Genomic DNA, 20,308 nt, shown 5'->3' with positions numbered 1-20,308 from the left:
GGCACCGGCCCTCATCGGATCAGCGGCCTCATGCTCTCGTCGAGGCTGCCCTCGGCCTGTCGCCGCTTCAGCACCGCGAGCCGGGTGAAGCGCCGGTCGAACGACTCCTGCGTCAGCCCGTGGCGCGTGTAGTGGTCGAACAGCTCGGCGGCACCGTCGGCGATCGACCACGTCGCGTCGTAGCCGGGCAGGACCTGGCGGATCAGCGAGAAGTCGACGCGGTACGACCGGGGGTCGGCGCCCGTCTCGCCCGTGATCGACAGCCGTGAGCCCGGGACGGTGTCGGCGACGGCCTGGGCGATCTCGGCGACCGTGACGTTGTTGGCCTCGGTGCCGACGTTGAACGCGCGGTCGTGGATCGCATCGGCGGGCGCCTCGAGCGTCCGGACGAACGCCGTCGCGATGTCGCGCGCGTGCACGAGCGGTCGCCACGGGGTGCCGTCCGACAGCACCTTGACCTCGCCGGTCAGCACGGCGTGCCCCACGAGGTTGTTGAGCACGATGTCGGCGCGCAGGCGCGGCGAGAACCCGAAGGCCGTCGCGTTGCGCAGGTACGACGGGCTGAACGAGTCGTCGGCCAGCTCGCTGACGTCGGCCTCGACCCGCACCTTGCTCTCGGCGTAGGGCGTCAGGGGGTTGAGGGGCGCGTCCTCGGTGACGAGGCCGTCGCCCGCCGAGCCGTACACCGAGCACGTCGAGGCGTACAGGAAGCGCGAGACGCCGGCCTCCTTGGCCGCCCGCGCCAGGCGCACCGACGCGGCGTGGTTGATGTCGTACGTGATCTGGGGCGCCAGGGCACCGAGGGGGTCGTTCGAGAGCGCCGCGAGGTGGATGACGGCGTCGAAGCCCGCGAGGTGCTCCGGCGTGACGTCGCGCAGGTCGACCGCGAGCGTCTCGGGGTCGACCGGCGCGGGGCCGATGACGCAGTCGGCGAACAGGCCCGTGTCGAGGCCCGTGACGTCGTGACCGGACTCGGCGAGCATCGGCGCCATGACGGTGCCGAGGTAGCCCTGGTGGCCGGTGAGGAGGACCTTCATGCGTGTTCAGCTCCTGGGAGAGGGCGGGAGGAGGGAGGAGGTACGAGGGACAGGACGGCCTTCTCGACGACGAAGGCCTCGGCGTGCTCGTGGTGGCACTGCACGCCGCGCAGGCGCATGAGGGCCGCGAACGCCGACTCGTCGTACCAGTCCTTCGACTGCTGCGAGGGGTACGACGACATGAGGACGCGCAGCTTCTGGGCCGCGACGTCGGGCTCGAGCGGGTGCATCAGGACGGGTTGCGGGGTGTCGGTCTCCCACTTGAGGATCTCGTAGCCCAGCACGAGGTGGTCGCGGAACTCGGTCGGCGCGAGCTCGGCGACGAGCCGGTGGTCCTGGTGCGCGTCGCGCCGGTGCGGGGCGAAGACCAGGTCGGCGTCGCCGCCGCGGGCGAACTCGCCCATCGCGTCCTTGATGCGGTCCCAGTGGGCGGGGGCGCGACCGTCGGGCACGTCGAGGATCGTCAGGTCGACGTCGCCCGCCAGCGCCGCGAGGGCTGCCCGCTCCTCGCTCTCGCGGGGGGTGCCGGCGCCGCCGAGCACGAGCGCCCGCACCCGGACGTCGGGGTGCGCCCGCTTGAGCGTCAGCAGCGTGCCGCCCATGCCGATCGCGAGGTCGTCGCAGTGCGCCGCGAGGAGGGCGACCTCGCGGACGTCGTCGAGGCCGAGCCGGATCATGCGGTCACACCGCGGTCCTCCCAGACGGCCCACGGACGGCTGCCGTCGGAGTAGGCGGCGTCGAGCTCGGCCCGCTCCTTGAACGTGTCGGCGGGCTTCCAGAAGCCGTCGTAGCGGTAGCCGTAGAGCTTGCCCTGCGCCGCGAGCGCCGTGCACGCGTCCGCCACGAGGTCGCCGTTCTCGGGCAGGTGGTCGAAGACCTCCTGCGACAGCACGAAGTAGCCGCCGTTCTCGCCCAGCGGCAGGTCGCTGACGGGCGAGATGCCGGTGACGCCACCGCCGTCCGCGACGTCGACGATGTGGAACGACGACTGCGGCGGCACGACGATCATCGAGGCCGCGGCGCCGAAGTCGTGGAACTCCTTGATCATGGCGTCGAGCGGGGCGTCGCACAGCACGTCGGCGTAGTTGGCCAGGAAGAACTCGTCGCCCTTCAGGTGCGGTCGCACGCGGCGCAGGCGCTCGCCGATCGGCGTCTCGAGACCCGTGTCGACGAACGTGATCGACCAGTCGCTGATGTCGGTCGACAGCAGCTCGACCTTGCCGTCGCGCAGCACGAAGTCGTTCGACTCGGTCTCGGAGTACGACGTGAAGAACTCCTTGATCTGCTTGGCGCCGTAGCCCAGGCACAGCACGAACTCGGTGTGCCCGAAGTGCGCGTAGTAGCGCATGACGTGCCAGATCAGCGGCCGCGGACCGACCATCTGGAGCGGCTTGGGGATGACGTCGGCGTCGCCGTTGCGCATGCGCATGCCGTAGCCGCCGCAGAAGAGCACGACCTTCATGACAGGACCTCCGTGGGAGTGGCGGCCGCGGGGGCCGGGACGGTGTGGACGTGCGGCAGGGGCACGACGATCTCGCCGCCCCAGTCGCGGACGTACGACAGCTGGGCGGCGATCTCGGTCTCGAGGTTCCACGGCAGCACCAGGACGACGTCGGGGCGGTCGTCGGCGATGCGCTCGGGCGCGTGGATCGGGACGCGCGTCCCGGGCGTGAACCGACCGTGCTTGTACGGGTTGCGGTCGACGGTGTACTCGAGCAGGTCGGGGCGGATGCCGCAGTAGTTCAGCAGCGTGTTGCCCTTGCCCGGCGCGCCGTAGCCGACGACGCGGCGGCCGGCGGCCTTGGCGTCGAGCAGGAAGCGCAGCAGCTCCTGGCGCACCCGCTGCGAACGGGGCTCGAGGTCGAGGTAGCCCTCGACGGCGTGCAGGCCGGCCGCCTCCTCCTCGGCGAGCGCGTCGGCGACGGCCCGGCTCGGCTCGCCCGCGACCTCGGCGGGCCGGGCCCACACGCGGATCGAGCCGCCGTGCGTGCCGATCAGGTCGACGTCGACGACCGTCAGGCCCGCGGTGGCGAGCGCCCGGCTGATCGACAGGACCGTGTAGTACTGGAAGTGCTCGTGGTAGACCGTGTCGAACTGGCCCAGCGCGACGAGGTTGAGGGCGTGGTGCACCTCGATGCTGACCCAGCCGTCGTCGGCCGTCAGCGTCCGCAGCGCCCGGCTGAAGCCCAGCAGGTCGGGGACGTGGGCGTAGACGTTGTTGGCCACGACGAGCGACGCCGGGCCCCGCTCGGCGACGACGTCGTCCGCGACCTGCTCGTCGAGGAACGTCGTGAGCGTCGGGACGCCACGCTCGCGGGCCGCCTCGCCGACGTTGACCGACGGCTCGATCCCGAGGCACGGGATGCCGGCCGCGACGACGTGCTGCAGCAGGTAGCCGTCGTTGCTCGCGACCTCGATCACCGAGCTGTCGGACGTCAGGCCCAGGCGCTCGACCGCGCCGTCGACGAAGGCACGTGCGTGCTCGACCCACGAGTCGGAGAACGAGGAGTAGTACGCGTAGTCGACGAACGTCTCCTCGGGCAGGATCAGCGCGGGGATCTGCAGCAGCAGGCAGTCCTCGCACAAACGCAGGTGCAGCGGGTAGGTCGGCTCCGGCAGGTCGAGCCCCTCGGCGGTCAGGAACAGCTCGCACGGCGGCGTGGCCCCGAGATCGAGGACGCTCCTCAGGCGTGCGGACCCGCACAGACGACACGACACAGGAGACTCCGACCACTCGACGGCGAGCGGTCCGTGCCGCTCACCTGACGAGAGGTGCCATGGCGTCGCCTATGACGGCGGGCCGCGGTGAACACCGGGTGTGACGTCGTCGACCGCTCGTTCCGGGTCGACGCGGTGCCTCGGCCTACTCCACCGGGAGGCCGAGACCGCGCGCGATCAGCATGCGCTGCACCTCGGACGTGCCCTCACCGATCTCGAGGATCTTGGCGTCGCGGTAGAAGCGGGCCACGGGGTACTCCTCCATGAAGCCGTAGCCGCCGAACACCTGGGTCGCGATGCGGGTCGCGGTGACGGCCGACTCGGACGTGTAGAGCTTCGCGATCGAGGCGGCCTGCTTGAACTCCCGGGCCGACGCGCCGGCGTCCTTGAGCGCGGCGGCCTGGTACGTCAGCGCCCGGCCGGCGCGCACCATCGTGGCGATGTCGGCGATCTGGAACGCGACCCCCTGCTTGGCGCCGATCGGCGCGCCGAACGTCGTGCGCTCCCCCGCGTACTGGACGCACAGGTCGAGGCACGCCTGCAGGCAGCCGACCGCGAGCGCCGAGATCGCGACGCGTCCGTCGTCGAGCGTCGCGAGGAACTGCGCGTAGCCCCGTCCGCGCTCGCCGAGCAGGTGGTCGGCCGGCACGCGGGCGTCGCTGAACGACAGCGGGTGGGTGTCGGAGATGTGCCAGCCGAGCTTGTCGTAGGCCGCCTCGGCGACGAAGCCGGGCGTGCCCGACGGCAGCATGATCGCCGAGATCTCGGGAGTCCCGTTCTCGCGCGTGCCGGTGCGGGCCGTGACGGTCACGAGCGAGGTGATGTCGCTGCCGGAGTTGGTGATGAACTGCTTCGAGCCGTTGACGACCCACGCGTCGCCGTCGAGCACGGCCTTGGTCCTGGTCGCGGAGGCGTCCGAGCCGGCGCCCGGCTCGGTGAGGCCGAAGCCGGCCAGACGACGTCCGGCCACGAGGTCGGGCAGCCACGTCTGCTTCTGCTCGGCGGTGCCGTACTCGAGGATCGGCGTGATGCCGAGCCCGACCCCGGCCTGCAGCGTGATGCCGATCGACTGGTCGACGCGGCCGAGCTCCTCGATCGCGACGCACAGCGACGTGAAGTCGCCCCCGGAGCCACCGAACTCCTCGGGCGCCGTCAGCCCGAACAGGCCGAGGTCGCCCATCGCCCGCACGACGTCGACCGGGAAGTGGTGGGCCTTGTCCCACGCCGCGACGTGCGGTGCGACCTCGCCCTCGGCGAACTCGCGGACGCTGCGGCGGAAGGTCTCGTGCTCGGGCGACAGGGCGAAGGACATGCCGCGATGTTAACAACCATTAACCAGACGCGACAAGCCGGACGTGGGCTACCTCATATGACGTCCTACTAATCGACGCCCTAGACTGCGGCAGGATTCCGTCGCACAAGGAGAAGACTCAGTGAGCAAGCCCCTGGCCAAGGTCCTGATCGCCAACCGCGGCGAGATCGCCGTCCGCGTCATCCGAGCCTGCAAGGACTCCGGCATCGGCAGCGTCGCGGTCTACGCCGAGCCCGATCGCGACGCCGTGTTCGTCCGCATCGCCGACGAGGCGTACTCCCTCGAGGGCTCGACGCCGGCCGAGTCGTACCTGTCGATCGAGAAGATCATCGACGTCGCGAAGCGCTCGGGCGCCGACAGCGTCCACCCCGGCTACGGCTTCCTGGCCGAGAACGCCGAGTTCGCCCAGGCCGTCATCGACGCCGGGCTGATCTGGATCGGCCCCCCGCCGCACGCCATCGAGGCCCTCGGCGACAAGGCCAAGGCCAAGCACATCGCGCAGAAGGCGAGCGCCCCGCTCGCCCCGGGCACCAAGGACGCCGTCAAGGACGCCAGCGAGGTCACCGCCTTCGCCGAGGAGAACGGCCTGCCGGTCGCGATCAAGGCCGTGTTCGGCGGCGGCGGTCGCGGCCTGAAGGTCGCCCGCACGATGGAGGAGATCCCCGAGCTCTACGAGTCGGCCGTGCGCGAGGCCGTCAGCGCCTTCGGCCGCGGCGAGTGCCTCGTCGAGAAGTTCCTCGACAAGCCCCGCCACGTCGAGACCCAGTGCCTGGCCGACAGCCACGGCAACGTCGTGGTCGTCTCGACCCGCGACTGCTCGCTGCAGCGCCGCCACCAGAAGCTCGTCGAGGAGGCACCGGCGCCCTACCTGACCGACGACCAGATCGAGCGGCTCTACACGTCCTCCAAGGCGATCCTGAGCGAGGCCGGCTACGTCGGCGCCGGCACGTGCGAGTTCCTCGTCGCGGCCGACGGCACGATCAGCTTCCTCGAGGTCAACACCCGCCTGCAGGTCGAGCACTGCGTCTCCGAGGAGGTCACGGGCCTCGACCTGGTGCGCGAGATGTTCCGCATCGCCGCCGGCGAGGAGCTCGGCTACGGCGACCCCGAGATCCGCGGGCACTCGATGGAGTTCCGCATCAACGCCGAGGACGGGGGCCGCGGCTTCCTGCCCGCCCCCGGCACGCTGACCCGCTGGGCTCCCCCGTCGGGCCCCGGCGTCCGCCTCGACGGCGGCTACGAGGAGGGCGAGACGATCCCCGGCGCGTTCGACTCGCTGATCGCCAAGCTCATCATCACCGGCACGAGCCGCGAGCAGGTGCTGGCCCGCTCGCGTCGCGCGCTCGACGAGTTCGTCGTCGACGGCATGCCGACCGTCATCCCGTTCCACCGCTCGGTCGTCGACGACCCGGCGTTCACAGCCGAGGGCGGCTCGTTCGACGTCTACACGACGTGGATCGAGACCGACTACGACAACCAGCTCGAGCCGTACTCCGGCGCGTCCGCGGACGCCGACGAGCCCGCCGAGCGCGAGCGCGTCGTCGTCGAGGTCGGCGGCAAGCGCGTCGAGGTCGTCCTGCCCGGAGGCCTCGGAGCCTCGGCAGCCCCCGCGGGCGCCAAGAAGGCCAAGCGCAAGGCCGGCAAGGCAGCCGGCGCCGCGGCGTCCGGCGACTCGCTGGTCGCCCCGATGCAGGGCACCGTCGTCAAGGTCACGGTCACCGAGGGTCAGGAGGTCGCCGCCGGCGACCAGATCATCGTCGTCGAGGCCATGAAGATGGAGCAGCCCATCAACGCCCACAAGGCCGGCGTCGTCACGGGCCTGAAGGTCGAGGTCGGCGGACCCATCGGCTCGGGCGAGGTCGTCGCCGACATCAAGGACGCCCCGGCCGCGGAGTAACCCCGCCCAGAAGTGCGGAGAACCGGACCGAATCCCGTCAGGGATGTGGTCCGGTTCTCCGCACTTCTGGGTCAGGGTGGGGTCAGTGCCGCCGGGGGGCGGGAGCCTGGTTGTCGACCTCGCCGAAGGCGACGCCCGCGGCCCACACGATCAGCGTCACGCCGATCCACGTGCCCCACCCCTCGATCTCGAACCCGTCGCTGGGGACGACCAGATCGACGATGGCCAGCACCAGCAGGGTCAGCACCAGCCCACCCACGATCGTGTAGCCGCGGGCGAACCGGTTGACGGTGCCCACCACGACGCCGCGCAGCACGACCGTCAGCACCGTGAACAGCACGACCGCCGCCACGAACCAGCCGAAGCGGATGTCGAAGCGGTCGAACACCCAGGCCGCGAAGCCCAGGGACAGCGCATTGGCCGCCGCGGCGATCGCGGCGGTCCGGGCGACGGCGATCACTTCACGGACACCGTGACACGGCCGTTCGCCTCGAGGGTCAGCGTGCCCTGCGTGAAGTACGCGCGCTGACGTCCGCCGGAGATCGCCCGCTGCGACTTCGTCGGGACGCCCAGCTTGCCGCTGGCCTCCTTCAGCGAGCGGTACTTGTTCTCGATCCGGTCGTACAGCGCGAAGCCCGCGAGCGGCTTGTTCTTGCGCTTGACGCGGTAGATCGTGCCGTGGTGGAAGCGCTGCACCCGCACCTGGGAGCGACGCGTCGTCGTGACGATCGTGGTCGGTGCACCCATGACGCCGGACTGCGCGCCGAGCGAGTTGTAGCGCGAGCGCACGACGTCACCCAGCGAGAACGTGCCGAAGCGCGTCGAGATGATGTCGATCTTGCGGTAGCGGGCCTTCGTGCCACCCGGGGCCGAGCCGAAGGGGTACTCGGCCTTCACGAGCGCGCCGGTAGCCTTGGGGCCGAGCTTGTCGGCGCGCTGCGAGATCGCGGTGTCGGACGCCGACATCATCGACGCGACGCTCTGGCGCAGACCGCCGGAGGCGCTGAGCCACGCGTACGCCGCGGCCCCGGGGCACTCCGTGCCGACGACGTCGCGGTGGCCCGCGATGCGGTTGAGCGTCTTGCCGCCCAGCGAGTACGTGCCGGTCGCCGGGACTCCCGCCGCGCTGAGGCGCCAGCTGATGAGCTTGGCCACGGCGTCCTTGGTGGCCTGCGTCGGGGCGCTGGTCGCGAACGTGCCCATCATCGAGACGCCCATCGTGTACGTGTTGACTGCGGCGTTGCCGGAGTGGGCGGCGCGCACGGCCTTGTCGACGCCGCCGTTGCGGCCCTCGAAGATCTGGCCGTACTTGTCGACCAGGAAGTTGTAGCCGAGGTCGCACCACTTGCGCGACTTCATGTGGTACGCCTGCGTGGCCCGGACGATCTGCGCCGACTGCGCCGCGGTGTACGAGTTGGTGCCGGCGGTGTGGTGGACGACGGCGCCGCGGATGCCGCTGCTGACCGTCGGGCTGTCGCACTTGGTGTTGGGTGCGGCCCCCCACTGCGAGCGCAGGATGATCGCCGGACGCGACGTGGTCGCGGCCGTCGTGACGGACCCGGCGGCCGACGCGCGGTACACCGCGGGGCTGACGTCGGAGGTCGACGTCGAGGTGGCGCCGGCATCGATCGTGGCGACCTTGAGCCCGGCCGGACGCTCGCCGCTCGGGCTCGTCACGCGCACCGAGACGCCGTCGGCCGATCCGACCCACAGGGGCTCGGTGCCGTCCTGGCCACCCTCGGAGCCGTCGTCGGCCTCGACGTGCAGCTCCTCCCACTCGCCCCACGCGCCGTCCGTGCGGAGCCTGACCTCGACCAGCAGGCCCGTGGTGTCGAAGCCGCGGTCCCACGTCACGCCGACCAGCCCGAAGTCGTCGGTGCTGCGCGCCGGCAGCTCGGCGACGAGATCGGACGGGTCACCGGCCGCACCCGCCGCGTCGGCCCCCTCGACGCCCTGCGCCGAGAGTGCCTGCGGTGCCGCCGGCACCGTCGTGCTCTCGACGTCGACGGCTGCGGCCGTCGACGTCGGCAGCGCGATGTCGTCGGCCTGGGCCGATCCTGCTGCGACGTACGTCATGGACGTGGCCAGCACGGCCCCGACGATCGCCCCCGAGATGAAACGCATGTGTGAAACCTAACTGCTGAAGCTGAACCAATTGGACTTGAGGCCGAACGCCCAACGGGCGTCGTTGCCGGAGATCGAGACGGAGCCGGCGGTCCCCGCGAGCGTCACGGCCGAGACGCGTCCGCCCCACGACCCGCCGCCCGACCGCTTCGTCACGGTGAGCGAGCGCAGCGTGCCGATGCGGGGGTACGCCTTCTGGATCGTGCTGGCCGACACCGTGGTCGTCCAGTCGTGGTTGGCGTTGCCCGACCAGCCGTCGTACGGGTCGTCGCCCGCCACGAGGTACGGCTGTGAACCCACCGAGGTGCGCCCGCCCGAGGATGACGAGAACTGCGTCAACGCCGGCGCACCTTGGTAGGACACGTACTGACCGCTGGTGGCCCGGGCCGCGGCGTCGGTCGACGCGGTCTCGCGCGACGCCCCTCCGTACACCTGGCACGCGGTGGTGCTGCAGATGTCGTAGTAGCGGGACGGGGCGAGGCTGCGGACGCCGTACGTCCGGGCCGCGACGGCCTGCGCCTTCAGCGCCTCCGCCGCCCAGCCGGCCGGCATCTCGGCGGCGATGACGCCGCGCACGTAGTGCTCGAGCGGCAGGACGTTGACGGTGTCGCGGGCCGTCGAGCCCTTCGCCGGCACGGCCGAGCGGATCGCACCGCGATAGCTCGTGACGGTGCCGCCGGGCAGCACCAGCGCGATGCGGGCCGGGCCCTCGAACTGGCCGTCGCCGGTCCAGCGGATGCCCTTGTAGGTGCGGAACGTGCTGCTGCCCGAGACGCGGTACTGCAGCGTCGACTGGGTCTTGCGCGACGAGACGCGCACGATGCGCCACGTCGTGACCTTGCGGCCGCCGACCGACGTCGGCAGCGACCTCTTGAACGACGAGGCGAGCTTGCGGAACCGGAGCCCCGACGCCGCGCGGACGTCGACGGCGTCCGAGGTGTCCTGCGAGATCAGGACGCGGATCGAGCCGCCGCGGGCCCCCAGGGCGGTGCCCGGGTAGTACGTCGCAAGGATCCGGTCGTAGGTGACGCCCTGGCGGGCCGCGCCCTGGGCGCCGTACTGGCTCATGCCGATGCCGTGGCCGAATCCGTGACCCGACAGCGTGATGCGTCCCGACGCCGGCACCGTGACGGTGTTGGCCGAGCCCGACGAGGTCGACGCCTTCGACATCGACGCGGCGTTCAGCACCGGCGTGCCCGACGACGTCGGGGCCGTCGAGGTGCTCGCGGGCGCCACACCACCGGAGAGGTTGAAGCCCTTGAGCTTGGAGTAGGAGCCCTTCACGCCGCCGTTGACGCCGCGCACCTTGGCGTACCAGTCGGTGTCCCTGGTCGGCTTGAGCCGCGACATCAGCGCGGTCGGTGACGTCACGCCGGTCATGCTCCGGTCGCACGTCTTGGTGGTCTTCGTGGCGACCAGGCAGACGTCGTACGACGTCGCCCGCGCGACCGCCGTCCACCGCAGGCGGGCCGACTTGCGGCCGGCCTTGACCGTGATCGACCCGACCGTCCCCGGCTTGGTCGTGGCCGGCGCCGGAGCCGGCGTGGCGGGTCCGCCGCCGGTGATGACCGCACCCGAGTGGGTGTAGGCCGTGGCGCGGCCCGTCGCGGCGACCGTCATGACGTATCCGCCCTCGAACGGCTGGCGCGTGCCGCCCGACACCGCGACGGCGTCGCCGGTCGGGTAGCCGAGCGCGCCGGTGCGGGAGCCGACCCGGTCGTACTCGGTGCGGGCGGCACCCGCGACGGTGAACGCACGGCCCGTGCCGCCCGCGCCCTTGGCGTAGATGTCGAGGTTCTTGGCCCGCAGCCGGCTGCCCGTCGACGTCTGCGCCTCGCCGATGAAGATCGGACCGGCCGCCGTGGCGCCCAGCGCGTTGTAGCGCGACTTGACGGTGCTGGTGTAGCCCGCGAGGTAGGCCTCTACGCGGTCGCGCAGCCCGCCCGACTCCGACAGCCACGCGTACCCGTAGCGTCCGGGGCACGCGGTCTGCAGCACGTCGCGGTGCCCGGCGATCATGTTGAGCGTCTTGCCGCCGAGGCTGTAGGTGCCCTTGGCCTTGAGGTAGTTCGTGCCCATGCGCCAGCCGATGAGCTTGACCATGGCGTCCTTCAGCGCGGCCGTCGGCTTGACGAGGTCGTAGTTGCCCATCATCGAGACGCCCATGGTGTAGGTGTTGACCGCGGCGTTGCCGGAGTGGGCGGCGCGGATGGCGCGGTCGATGCCGCCGCGACGTCCCTCGAAGATCTGGCCGTACTTGTCGACCAGGAAGTTGTAGCCGAGGTCGCACCACTTGCGCGACGTGACGTGATAGGCCTGCGTGGCCCGCACGATCGAGGCCGACTGCGCCTTGGTGTACGAGTTGGTGCCCGCGGTGTGGTGGACGACGACGCCGCGGGTGCGGTCGCCGGCGGCCGGCGTGTCGCACGGCGTGCCCGCCGAGGCGCCCCACTGGGCGCGCGTGATGACCGTGGGCTGGCCGGTGTAGGCCGGCGCCCCGTCGGACGTCGCGGCGACGGCGGTCGCGGCGGCGGTGCGGTACGAGGCGCCCGTGACCTCGGTGCCGTCACCGGCCTGTGCCTGTGCGGCGGCGCCGGCCTGCGTCGCGTCGTCGGCGCCGGGGTCGATCGTCGCGATGCGCACGCCCTGCAGCTCGCCCGACTGGCTCGTGACGCGCGCCGCGACTCCGTCGGCGTCGCCCACCCAGAGGGGCTCGGTGCCGGGCTGGCCGCCCTCGCCGTCCTGCACCTCGGGATCGAGGGTCGTCCACGCCGACCACGTGCCCGACGTGCGGGTGCGCACCTCGACCGTCACGCCCGTGGCCGGGCCGCTGGTCCACGTCACGCCGACCATGCGGAAGTCGGACGTCGTCGTCTTGGGCAGCTCGGCCACGACCTTGCTGGTCGAGGGCGCGGCCGGGTCGGGCTGCGTGGTCTCGGCGGGCCCGGCCTGCGGGACGGCAGTCGACGTCACGTCGACGGCCGGCGCGGGCGCGTCGGTGGCGGCCGGTGACGACGACGCCGGCGGGGCCACGGCACCCGGAGCGTCACCCGTCACCTCGGTGCCGGCGGCCTGCGCCGAAGAGGGCGCGAGCAGGCCCGCCGTGACCACGAGGGCGATCGAGAGGCCCGACAGACGCCGGGCTGCGCTCCAGGAAAGCATGGGGGAAGTCCATTCCTGTGACTGATGTGACGGATGTGACCAGAGTGGCCGCCGGACGATTATGCCCACAGTTTTTCCCGAAATGCGACCAGAAATCGGCGATCCGGAGAACTACACGCGTGTCATTCCTGCGGTTGCAGGGGGGACCGTCCCAGGACCGTCCGACAACCTGTCAGCCGATGTGGTGCAGACGGCGTGCCGCCTCGGCGACCGAGCCCGACATCGACGGGTACACCGTGAACGCGTCGGCGACCTGGTCGACCGTCAGCGAGGCCGACACCGCGATCGACAGCGCGTGGATCAGCTCGCTGGCGCGGGGGCCCACGACGACGCCGCCGACCACGACGCCCATCCCCCGACGGCAGAAGATCTTGACGAAGCCGTCGTGCACGCCCTGCATCTTGGCGCGCGCGTTGGAGGCCAGCGGCAGCATCGCGACGTCGATCTGCAGATCGCTCTCCTCGACCTGCTTCTGCGACATGCCGACCGTCGCGATCTCGGGTGACGTGAACACGTTGCTCGAGACCTTCGACAGGTCGAGCGGGTGCACCGCGTCGCCCAGCAGGTGCGACATCGCGATGCGTCCCTGCTGCGCCGCGACCGACGCCAGCATCAGGACGCCCGTGCAGTCACCCGCGGAGTAGATGCCGCGCACCGACGTGCGCGAGACCCGGTCGACCGTGATGAAGCCCGCGTCGTCCAGGACGACGCCGACCTCCTCGAGGCCGAGGCCCTGCGTGTTGGGGATCGAGCCGAGGGCGAGCAGGCAGTGCGAGCCCTCGACGGTGCGCCCGTCGGTCAGCGTCACGCGCACGCCGGCGTCGGTGCGGACGACCGACGCCATGCGCGAGTTGCCCATGACGGTCATGCCGCGGCGGGTGAACACGTCCTCGATCACGTTGGCGGCGTCGACGTCCTCGCCGGGCAGGACGCGGTCGCGGCTCGACACGAGGGTCACGGCCGCGCCGAGACCGTTGTAGGCGCTCGCGAACTCGGCCCCCGTCACGCCGGAGCCGACGACGATCATGTGCTCGGGCAGCTCCTGCAGGCCGTAGACCTGCTCCCACGTCAGGATGCGCTCGCCGTCGGGCTGCGCGTCGGGGCTGACGCGGGGGTGGGCGCCGGTCGCGACGAGGATCGCGTCGGTCTCGATGAGGTGCTCGCCGTCCGCGGTCTCGACCCGCACGGAGCCGGCGGTCTCGATCGTCGCGGTGCCGTCGATCATGACGACGTCGCTCGCGGCGAGCCGGTGCGCGATGTCGTCGGACTGGGCCTGCGCCAGGCGCAGGACGCGGGCGTCGACCGAGGCCAGGTCGGCGCGGATCGAGGCGGGCACCTTGACCCCCAGCTCGCCCGCGGTGCTGACGTCGGTGAGCAGGTCGGACGTCGCGATGAGCGTCTTGCTGGGCACGCAGTCGGTCAGGACCGTCGAGCCGCCGATGCCGTCACGCTCGACGAGCGTCACCTGCGCCCCGAGTCGTGAGGCGACCAGCGCCGCCTCGTATCCACCGGGTCCGCCGCCGACGATCGTCACATGAGCCACGCGGCCATCCTCTCGCACCGGCGCCCCCCGAGGCCAATCGCCCGCTTCCCGCCGAGGAGGGGGTTACGGCCCCCTGAGGAGGGGGTTGTCGCCCGACCCAAGGGCGACAACCCCCTCGCCGAGGGGCGGTAACCCCCTCGTCGGCGAGGTGGGCTAGCGGGTGTAGCGGTCGAGGTGGGTCGTCATCTCGGCGAAGAGGCCGCCGTTGAGGGCGAAGACCGCCTTGACCTCGTCGAGGACGCGCAGACGCCCGGCGTCGTCGAGCGGCAGGGCGTCGAGCCGGGCGCGGTAGGCGTCCTTGTAGAGCTTGGGCTTGGGCACGTTCTCGAACGAGTAGAAGGCCGTGCCCACTCCCCCGTCGAGCCCGAACTCGCGGCCGATGATGCGACCGATCGCCTGACCGCCGCTGAGGTCGCCGAGGTAGCGCGTGTAGTGGTGGGCCACGAACAGCCCGCCCCACGCGGCGGACGCCCGGATGCGCGCGACGTAGGCGTCGGTCGCGGGGCTGTCGACCGTGACGCGGCCCCAGTGGTCGAGGTCGGCGTCGATCGCCGCGAGCCGCTCGATCGACGGGTCGACGACCGCCGAGGCGACGGGGTCGTGGGCCAGCTCGGCGGCCGTCGTCTCGAGCGCCTCGTACACGCGGCGCAGCAGACCCAGGAAGTGCGCGTAGCCCGCACCGTCGATGCGACCGGCCAGCAGCTCGGACATGAAGGTCGAGCCCTCGGCGGCGGTGTGCTCGGCCTGCGAGCCCGAGCGCAGGAGGGCCGAGAGGGACGTCTCGCGGGACTCGGCGACGAGGGTCATGGCGGTCTCCTGGTGACGGATGGCGGGTGTTCCCCACGATTATGACACACAGTCAGATTGATATGACAACATGTCATGACGTATGTCACAGTATGGGTAGGCAACCCTTAGTGATGTTAGCCTACCCTTGCTCAGCCGGTCCGTGACCGGAACCGGAGCCCGATCGAAGGATTCCCGTGCGACGTCCCGTCCTCTCCGCCGCCCGCCGCCTCGCCGCGCTGACCCTCGCGACGACGGTCGTCGCCGCGTGCGGCACGTCCCCCGGCGGCACCGGGGGCGCCGGGGAGAGCTCGGACGTCGCAGCCGTCGACCTGTCCGCCGCGACGGTCCTCGACGACCCCAAGGCGTACGAGGGCGCGTCGCACGCCTCGCTGGCCGACACCGAGATCACCCCGGTCAGCTCGTCGCCCCGGCAGGAACTGCCCGTCACCGTGACCGACGCCCAGGGCACCGAGGTCACGATCACCGACACGAGCCGCATCCTGGCCCTCGACATCTACGGGACGCTGTCGCAGACCGTCTTCGAGCTGGGTCTCGGCGACCAGGTCGTCGGCCGCGACGTCTCCACCCAGTTCGACGAGGCGAAGAAGCTGCCGCTCGTCACGAGCAACGGCCACGACCTCAACGCCGAGTCGATCCTCGAGCTGAACCCCACCGTGATCCTCACCGACACGTCGCTCGGGCCGTGGGACGTCATCCTGCAGATGCGCGACTCCGGCATCCCCGTCGTGGTCACCGACTCCCGGCGCAGCCTCGACAACATCGGATCGCTGACGCAGGAGGTCGCCGACGCCCTTGGCGTCCCCGACGAGGGCGTCGAGCTCGGGCAGCGCATCGAGCAGGAGACCGCCGCGACACGGGCCGAGATCGCGAAGATCGCGCCGACCGCCGTGCAGGACAAGCTGCGCATGGTGTTCCTGTACGTCCGCGGCCAGGCCGGCGTCTACTACATGTTCGGCGAGGGCTCGGGCGCCGACGGCCTGATCGACGCGCTCGGCGGCTACGACGTCGCCCGCGAGATCGACTGGAACGGCATGAAACCCGTCAACGACGAGGCCATCATCGCGGCGCAGCCCGATCTCATCATCATGATGAGCAAGGGCCTGGAGTCGGTCGGCGGCGTCGACGGCCTGCTCGACCGCCTGCCCGCGATCGCCAACACCCCCGCGGGCCAGAAGCGCCGCATCGTCGACATGCAGGACACGCAGGTGCTGAGCTTCGGTCCCCGGACGGCCGAGGTGCTCAACTCGCTGGCCGTGTCGGTCTACGCGCCGGGGTCGACGCGATGACGGCGACGCTGCCGGCGCGCGCGTCGTCGACCGTCGCCGAGCCGCCGGCGCTCCCCCGCCGCCGCGGCGCCCGCGCCACCGCCCTGTTCGTGGTGCTCGGCGCGGCGCTCGTGCTGCTGACGGTCTACGCGGCCGGCCGCGGCCAGCTCGCGATCCCGGCGCACGAGGTGTGGGGCTCGCTGATGCACCGCATCGGGCTCGACTGGGGCACGCTGCCGACGCACCCGCAGGGCGACAACACCCTGTGGCAGGTGCGGTTCCCCCGCATCGCGCTCGCGATCGTCGTCGGTGCCGCGCTCTCGACCGCCGGCGCCCTGATGCAGGGCATCTTCGGCAACCCGCTGGCCGAGCCCAGCGTCGTGGGCGTCTCGACCGGTGCCGCCTTCGCCGCGGCCGTCGTGATCGTCTTCCAGATCCAGCTCATCGGCACGTGGACGACCGCACTGTTCGCCTTCGTCGGCGGCCTCGTCACGACGCTGCTCGTCTACGCTTTGTCGCGCGCCGACGGACGCACCGAGGTCGTGACGCTCGTGCTGACGGGCATCGCGGTCAACGCGGTGTGCGCGTCCGGCCTGGCCCTCATGATCTTCCTCGGCGACACGCAGGAGCGCGAGCAGATCGTGTTCTGGCAGCTCGGCAGCCTCAACGGCAGCCGCTGGGAGTACGTCGGCGTCGTCACCCCCTTGGTCGTGGTCGGGCTGGTCGGCGCGATGCTGATGGCCCGCCGCCTCGACGTCCTCGCGCTCGGCGACCGCGCCGCGCGTCACGTCGGGATCGACGTCGAGCGGCTGCGCCTCGTCGCGATCGTGCTGGTGGCGCTGCTCACCGCCGCGGCGGTGTCGTTCGCGGGCATCATCGCCTTCGTCGGCCTCGTCGTGCCGCACCTGATCCGGATGCTGGTCGGCCCGGGCCACCGCGTGCTCGTCCCGGCGAGCGCGCTGGCCGGGGCCGTGCTGCTGCTCGCCGCCGACCTGATCGCGCGCACCGCGGTGACGGGAGCCGATCTGCCGATCGGCATGCTGACGTCGCTGGTCGGCGGACCGTTCTTCTTCTGGCTGCTGCGCCGCACGCGCCGGACGGCCGGGGGGTGGGCATGAGCGAGCGCCAGCGAGCGAACCGCGGAACTGTCGTGCCGGCGCCCCGCGACCATGCTCTTTCGGGCGGCGAGACGGCATGACCCTGCGCATCACGCGGGTCTCCGCGCAGCTCGGCGGCCACCCGATCCTGCACGACGTCTCGCTCGAGATCGTCCCCGGAGAGCTCGTCGCACTGGTCGGGCCCAACGGTGCCGGCAAGACCACGCTGCTGGGCGTCATGTCGGGAGACGTCGTCCCGTCCGTGGGGCGCGCCGAGCTCGACGGCGTCGAGCTGCACCGCTGGAAGGTCGCCGCCCTGGCCCGCCGGCGCGCCGTCCTGCCGCAGGAGCAGCGGCTCGCCTTCGGCTTCCGGGCCGTCGACGTCGTCCGCATGGGCCGAGCGCCGTGGGCGCGTCTGCCGGAGGAGGACCTCGACGACGTCGTGGTGGCCGACTCGATGCAGCGCACCGACGTCCTGCCGCTGGCCGACCGCTCGTTCCCGACGCTGTCGGGCGGCGAGAAGGCCCGGACGTCGTTCGCCCGCGTGCTGGCCCAGCAGACGTCCGTCGTCCTGCTCGACGAGCCCACCGCGGCCCTCGACATCCGCCACCAGGAGCAGGTGCTGTCGGAGGCGCGCCGGCTCGCGGCGGACGGCCACGCGGTCGTCGCGGTGCTGCACGACCTGACCGTCGCGGCCGCCCACGCCGATCGTGTGTGCGTGCTCGCGGAGGGCCGCCTGCGCGCCGACGGCCACCCCCGCGACGTCCTGACCCCCGACGTCCTCGGCGAGGTGTACGGCCACCCCGTCGACGTCATCGACCACCGCGGACGCCTCGTCGTCCTGCCCCACCTGATCGACCACTCCGAGGAGGCACCGTGCGTGTCCGCTCTCTCCTGACCGCGACGGCCCTGTGCGCGGTCGCCCTGTCCGTCCCCGCGCCCGCCCAGGCCGCCGCCAGGGTCACCGTCAGCAACGACCAGGGGGCCGCGAAGGCCGACCCGACCTACGCGACGACGCTGGAGGTCAAGGGGTCGGGATTCCAGTCGATCAAGGGCGGGCACGGCGGCGTCTACGTCTTCTTCGGCACCGTGTCGGGCACGTGGCAGCCCAGCAGGGGTGGCCAGGTGGGCACCAACTACCGCTACGTGCCCGACAGCGAGAGCAAGAACAACCAGGGCTTCCAGCGGTTCGTGGCGTTCCCCGGCAGCGACACCGCGGGTGCCGCCAACGGCGGCACGATCGCGGCGGACGGACGCTGGTCGACGTCCCTGACCGTCCCCGGCGCCACGTTCAAGACCGTCGACCGCTCGGGCAAGGCCGTCGAGGTCGACTGCCTGAAGGTCACGTGCGGCGTCATCACGATCGGTGCGCACGGGGTCAAGAACGCCCGCAACGAGACCTTCACCCCCGTGGCGTTCGGGTCGCTGGGCGCCTCGCGGGAGCCCGCGGCGTCCGCGACCGACGCACCCGCGGCCGGCGCCGCGGCCCCCAGCGCGGACGCCCCGACGTCCGCGGCGGCCCAGCCGACCACGGCGAAGGCGGCCGACGCCAGGACCGTCGTCGACCCGAGCACCGCGGTCGTCGGACGGGTGCTGTCGTTCACCGGCAGCGGGTTCACCCCCGGCGAGCAGGTCGTCGCGACGCTCGACGACGGCATGGCGGCCGTCGGCCCGCTCAGCGCCGGTCCGTCCGGCGAGATCGCCGGCGTCCTGCAGCTGCCGGAGGGCACGACGACCGGCACCCACGTCCTCAAGCTCACCGGGGCAGCCTCCGGCGCGACCCCCACCGTCAACTTCCCGATCGCGGCCGACCCGGCGCCGGCCTCGGCATCGGCCACGACCGACGACGGCGGGCTGCCCGGCTGGGTGCCGTTGGCGTTCGTCGGGCTCGCGGCCGTCGCGCTGCTCGGTGCCGTCGCCTTCGCCGCGATCCGGATCCGCAGGATGCGCAGGCCCGCCCATGCGATCTGACATCCGCACCGCGCTGGCCGTCCTCGCGACCGCCGCCGTCCTCATGGGCTCGGCGACGATGGCGCTGGCCGCCGACGCCGACCCGGCCGAGCCCGATCCGACGGCGACCGCGACGACACCGACCGCCTCGCCGACGTCGTCGTCACCCACGCCCGCCCCGACACCCGACGACACCGCTCCGACGCCGGAGCCGACCCCGACACCCGAGGTACCGACGCCGACGACCGAGGCGCCGTCCACGACCCGCACGATCACCGATGCCCAGCTGCGCTGGGGGGTCAACGACGAGTCGAACAACCGGGCGTTCGCCCCGGGGACCTTCAACTTCTTCTCCGCAGGCAAGATCCCCGACCCGGGACGCGGCGGCGTGATCATGCCGCAGTCGAGCTGGAGGCAGCGGTCCGGTGACGTCTCGATCGAGAAGTACGCGAACGGCAGCTGGGTGCCGGCGACGTGGGCCGGCCTGCAGACGACCTCGGCCGGGACGACGATGTCCGGCACGAACGGCCCGTTCAGCAACCACGAGGTCGTCATCTCCGGTGGCACCGGCACGGTCGATCCCACGACGCGGACAGCCTCGATCAGGTGGACCGGCTCCTTCACGGTCGTCTACTACTCGGGCTACAGCTTCTTCTACGTGTCCGATCCACGACTGACGGTCGTCGACGGCATCGGCACCGTGACAGGGACCCTCAGCGGGTTCGGGTCGTCGATGGAGGACATGACGACGTGGCGGCCCGTGCCCGACGCACCCGGCACCGTCCTGGCCGACCTCGGTCCCGTCGACCTGACGAAGGACCTCGGCTTCACCGCGCAACCGGCCTACACGGGGGTCGCCGTCGACGTGAGGGACCAGACCCCGCAGGCCAGGACGGGCAGCACCTGGGGCTCGTTCCCCCAGTCGTTCATCGACTTCCAGCTGACGTCCGGCACCGGCTCGTACTGGTACTCCAGCGGCGGATCGGCGGACGCCCACAAGGTCGCCAAGCCGGTGACCGTCAGCTACTCGTCGGGTGCACCCGTCGTCACCCGGCCGCCCAGCACCAAGGGTGTCAAGACCCCGGCGGTCGAGAACGACGCGCCGGAGGCACCGAGCAACGACGCGCCCGCCGCCCCGGGGCTCACGACCGGGGGGCCCGGGGCCGCGGTCGTCCCCGGTGCCGTCGACCGGCCCGCCAGCGGGACGACCCTGACCCAGTTCCGACCGGCGTCGACCGTTCTGGGCGCCCGACCGTCGACCGAGGGTTCCAGCGAGACCGGCGTCTGGGTGCTCGGAGGCGTGCTGCTCGCCGCAGCCCTCCTGGCCGCAGCCAGCCCGTTCGCCTACTCCGCCGTCCGGAAGGACTGAGCGTGACGCCGTCCGCACCGCGGA

At 71.9% G+C, this 20,308-nt stretch carries 16 protein-coding genes; 6 read left to right on the top strand and 10 right to left on the bottom strand.

Annotated features, from left to right (window positions below):
* Positions 1–11: 11 nt before the first annotated feature.
* The 5 genes from ASD10_RS07155 to ASD10_RS07135 form a co-directional block, all read right to left on the bottom strand.
* The gene (locus ASD10_RS07155) at positions 12–1,037 is read right to left on the bottom strand and encodes an NAD(P)-dependent oxidoreductase (RefSeq protein WP_056606699.1); all 1,026 of its coding nucleotides are present in this window, start codon (positions 1,035–1,037) and stop codon (positions 12–14) included.
* Positions 1,034–1,714 carry a PIG-L deacetylase family protein gene (locus ASD10_RS07150; RefSeq protein WP_056606695.1) on the bottom strand — a complete coding sequence of 227 codons (681 nt, stop codon included), beginning with the start codon at positions 1,712–1,714 and terminating at the stop codon, positions 1,034–1,036. Before ASD10_RS07150 ends, ASD10_RS07155 begins: the two co-directional genes overlap by 4 nt.
* Positions 1,711–2,499, bottom strand: a complete 789-nt coding sequence (locus tag ASD10_RS07145; RefSeq protein ID WP_056606692.1) for a hypothetical protein — start codon at positions 2,497–2,499, stop codon at positions 1,711–1,713. Before ASD10_RS07145 ends, ASD10_RS07150 begins: the two co-directional genes overlap by 4 nt.
* Entirely contained in the window at positions 2,496–3,755 is a 1,260-nt protein-coding gene (locus ASD10_RS07140; protein WP_056606690.1) for a class I SAM-dependent methyltransferase, read from the bottom strand. The genes ASD10_RS07145 and ASD10_RS07140 overlap by 4 nt, the downstream gene beginning before the upstream one ends.
* A gap of 145 nt (positions 3,756–3,900) precedes the next feature.
* On the bottom strand, positions 3,901–5,067 hold the full coding sequence (locus tag ASD10_RS07135; protein WP_056606687.1) for an acyl-CoA dehydrogenase family protein: 1,167 nt from the start codon (positions 5,065–5,067) through the stop codon (positions 3,901–3,903).
* A gap of 121 nt (positions 5,068–5,188) precedes the next feature.
* On the opposite strand from ASD10_RS07135, the gene ASD10_RS07130 reads away from it, so the two are divergent.
* Positions 5,189–6,964 carry a biotin carboxylase N-terminal domain-containing protein gene (locus ASD10_RS07130; protein ID WP_082556072.1) on the top strand — a complete coding sequence of 592 codons (1,776 nt, stop codon included), beginning with the start codon at positions 5,189–5,191 and terminating at the stop codon, positions 6,962–6,964.
* Positions 6,965–7,046: 82 nt separating this feature from the next.
* Here the strand turns inward: ASD10_RS07130 and ASD10_RS07125 are convergent, their stop codons facing one another.
* From ASD10_RS07125 to ASD10_RS07105, 5 genes are all read right to left on the bottom strand, one after another.
* Complete coding sequence (locus ASD10_RS07125; protein WP_056606684.1) at positions 7,047–7,424, bottom strand: phage holin family protein; 378 nt, start codon at positions 7,422–7,424, stop codon at positions 7,047–7,049.
* Complete coding sequence (locus tag ASD10_RS07120; RefSeq protein WP_056606681.1) at positions 7,421–9,088, bottom strand: N-acetylmuramoyl-L-alanine amidase; 1,668 nt, start codon at positions 9,086–9,088, stop codon at positions 7,421–7,423. Before ASD10_RS07120 ends, ASD10_RS07125 begins: the two co-directional genes overlap by 4 nt.
* A gap of 9 nt (positions 9,089–9,097) precedes the next feature.
* Positions 9,098–12,250: a SpoIID/LytB domain-containing protein gene (locus tag ASD10_RS07115; protein WP_082556071.1), complete on the bottom strand. Its 3,153-nt coding sequence runs from the start codon at positions 12,248–12,250 to the stop codon at positions 9,098–9,100.
* 172 nt (positions 12,251–12,422) lie between these two features.
* On the bottom strand, positions 12,423–13,793 hold the full coding sequence (locus tag ASD10_RS07110) for an NAD(P)H-quinone dehydrogenase (RefSeq protein ID WP_056606676.1): 1,371 nt from the start codon (positions 13,791–13,793) through the stop codon (positions 12,423–12,425).
* A gap of 153 nt (positions 13,794–13,946) precedes the next feature.
* Positions 13,947–14,600: a heme oxygenase (biliverdin-producing) gene (locus ASD10_RS07105; RefSeq protein ID WP_056606673.1), complete on the bottom strand. Its 654-nt coding sequence runs from the start codon at positions 14,598–14,600 to the stop codon at positions 13,947–13,949.
* Between the two features lie 176 nt (positions 14,601–14,776).
* Between ASD10_RS07105 and ASD10_RS07100 the strand changes: the two genes are divergently transcribed.
* From ASD10_RS07100 to ASD10_RS07080, 5 genes are all read left to right on the top strand, one after another.
* Positions 14,777–15,889: a hemin ABC transporter substrate-binding protein gene (locus ASD10_RS07100; RefSeq protein ID WP_056606668.1), complete on the top strand. Its 1,113-nt coding sequence runs from the start codon at positions 14,777–14,779 to the stop codon at positions 15,887–15,889.
* Entirely contained in the window at positions 15,886–16,986 is a 1,101-nt protein-coding gene (locus ASD10_RS07095; protein WP_056606665.1) for an iron ABC transporter permease, read from the top strand. Before ASD10_RS07100 ends, ASD10_RS07095 begins: the two co-directional genes overlap by 4 nt.
* A gap of 76 nt (positions 16,987–17,062) precedes the next feature.
* On the top strand, positions 17,063–17,863 hold the full coding sequence (locus ASD10_RS07090) for a heme ABC transporter ATP-binding protein (protein WP_056606662.1): 801 nt from the start codon (positions 17,063–17,065) through the stop codon (positions 17,861–17,863).
* Positions 17,842–18,936, top strand: coding sequence for a hypothetical protein (locus tag ASD10_RS07085; protein ID WP_056606658.1), 1,095 nt, complete (start codon positions 17,842–17,844; stop codon positions 18,934–18,936). Before ASD10_RS07090 ends, ASD10_RS07085 begins: the two co-directional genes overlap by 22 nt.
* On the top strand, positions 18,926–20,284 hold the full coding sequence (locus ASD10_RS07080; protein WP_056606655.1) for a hypothetical protein: 1,359 nt from the start codon (positions 18,926–18,928) through the stop codon (positions 20,282–20,284). The genes ASD10_RS07085 and ASD10_RS07080 overlap by 11 nt, the downstream gene beginning before the upstream one ends.
* Positions 20,285–20,308 lie beyond the last annotated feature (24 nt).

Source organism: Aeromicrobium sp. Root472D3, from assembly GCF_001426485.1.
In the GTDB taxonomy this organism is placed as follows: Bacteria; Actinomycetota; Actinomycetes; order Propionibacteriales; family Nocardioidaceae; genus Aeromicrobium.
The sequence above is the reverse complement of the archived record's forward strand: the minus strand, read 5'-3'. Positions and strand labels throughout refer to the sequence as shown.

Bases quoted from the DNA above. Each gene is read 5' to 3' on its own strand.
- ASD10_RS07155 (WP_056606699.1), bottom strand. From the start codon at position 1,037: ATGAAGGTCCTCCTCACCGGCCACCAGGGCTACCTCGGCACCGTCATG.
- ASD10_RS07150 (WP_056606695.1), bottom strand. From the start codon at position 1,714: ATGATCCGGCTCGGCCTCGACGACGTCCGCGAGGTCGCCCTCCTCGCG.
- ASD10_RS07145 (WP_056606692.1), bottom strand. From the start codon at position 2,499: ATGAAGGTCGTGCTCTTCTGCGGCGGCTACGGCATGCGCATGCGCAAC.
- ASD10_RS07135 (WP_056606687.1), bottom strand. From the start codon at position 5,067: ATGTCCTTCGCCCTGTCGCCCGAGCACGAGACCTTCCGCCGCAGCGTC.
- ASD10_RS07120 (WP_056606681.1), bottom strand. From the start codon at position 9,088: ATGCGTTTCATCTCGGGGGCGATCGTCGGGGCCGTGCTGGCCACGTCC.
- ASD10_RS07115 (WP_082556071.1), bottom strand. From the start codon at position 12,250: ATGCTTTCCTGGAGCGCAGCCCGGCGTCTGTCGGGCCTCTCGATCGCC.
- ASD10_RS07105 (WP_056606673.1), bottom strand. From the start codon at position 14,600: ATGACCCTCGTCGCCGAGTCCCGCGAGACGTCCCTCTCGGCCCTCCTG.
- ASD10_RS07095 (WP_056606665.1), top strand. From the start codon at position 15,886: ATGACGGCGACGCTGCCGGCGCGCGCGTCGTCGACCGTCGCCGAGCCG.
- ASD10_RS07090 (WP_056606662.1), top strand. From the start codon at position 17,063: ATGACCCTGCGCATCACGCGGGTCTCCGCGCAGCTCGGCGGCCACCCG.
- ASD10_RS07080 (WP_056606655.1), top strand. From the start codon at position 18,926: ATGCGATCTGACATCCGCACCGCGCTGGCCGTCCTCGCGACCGCCGCC.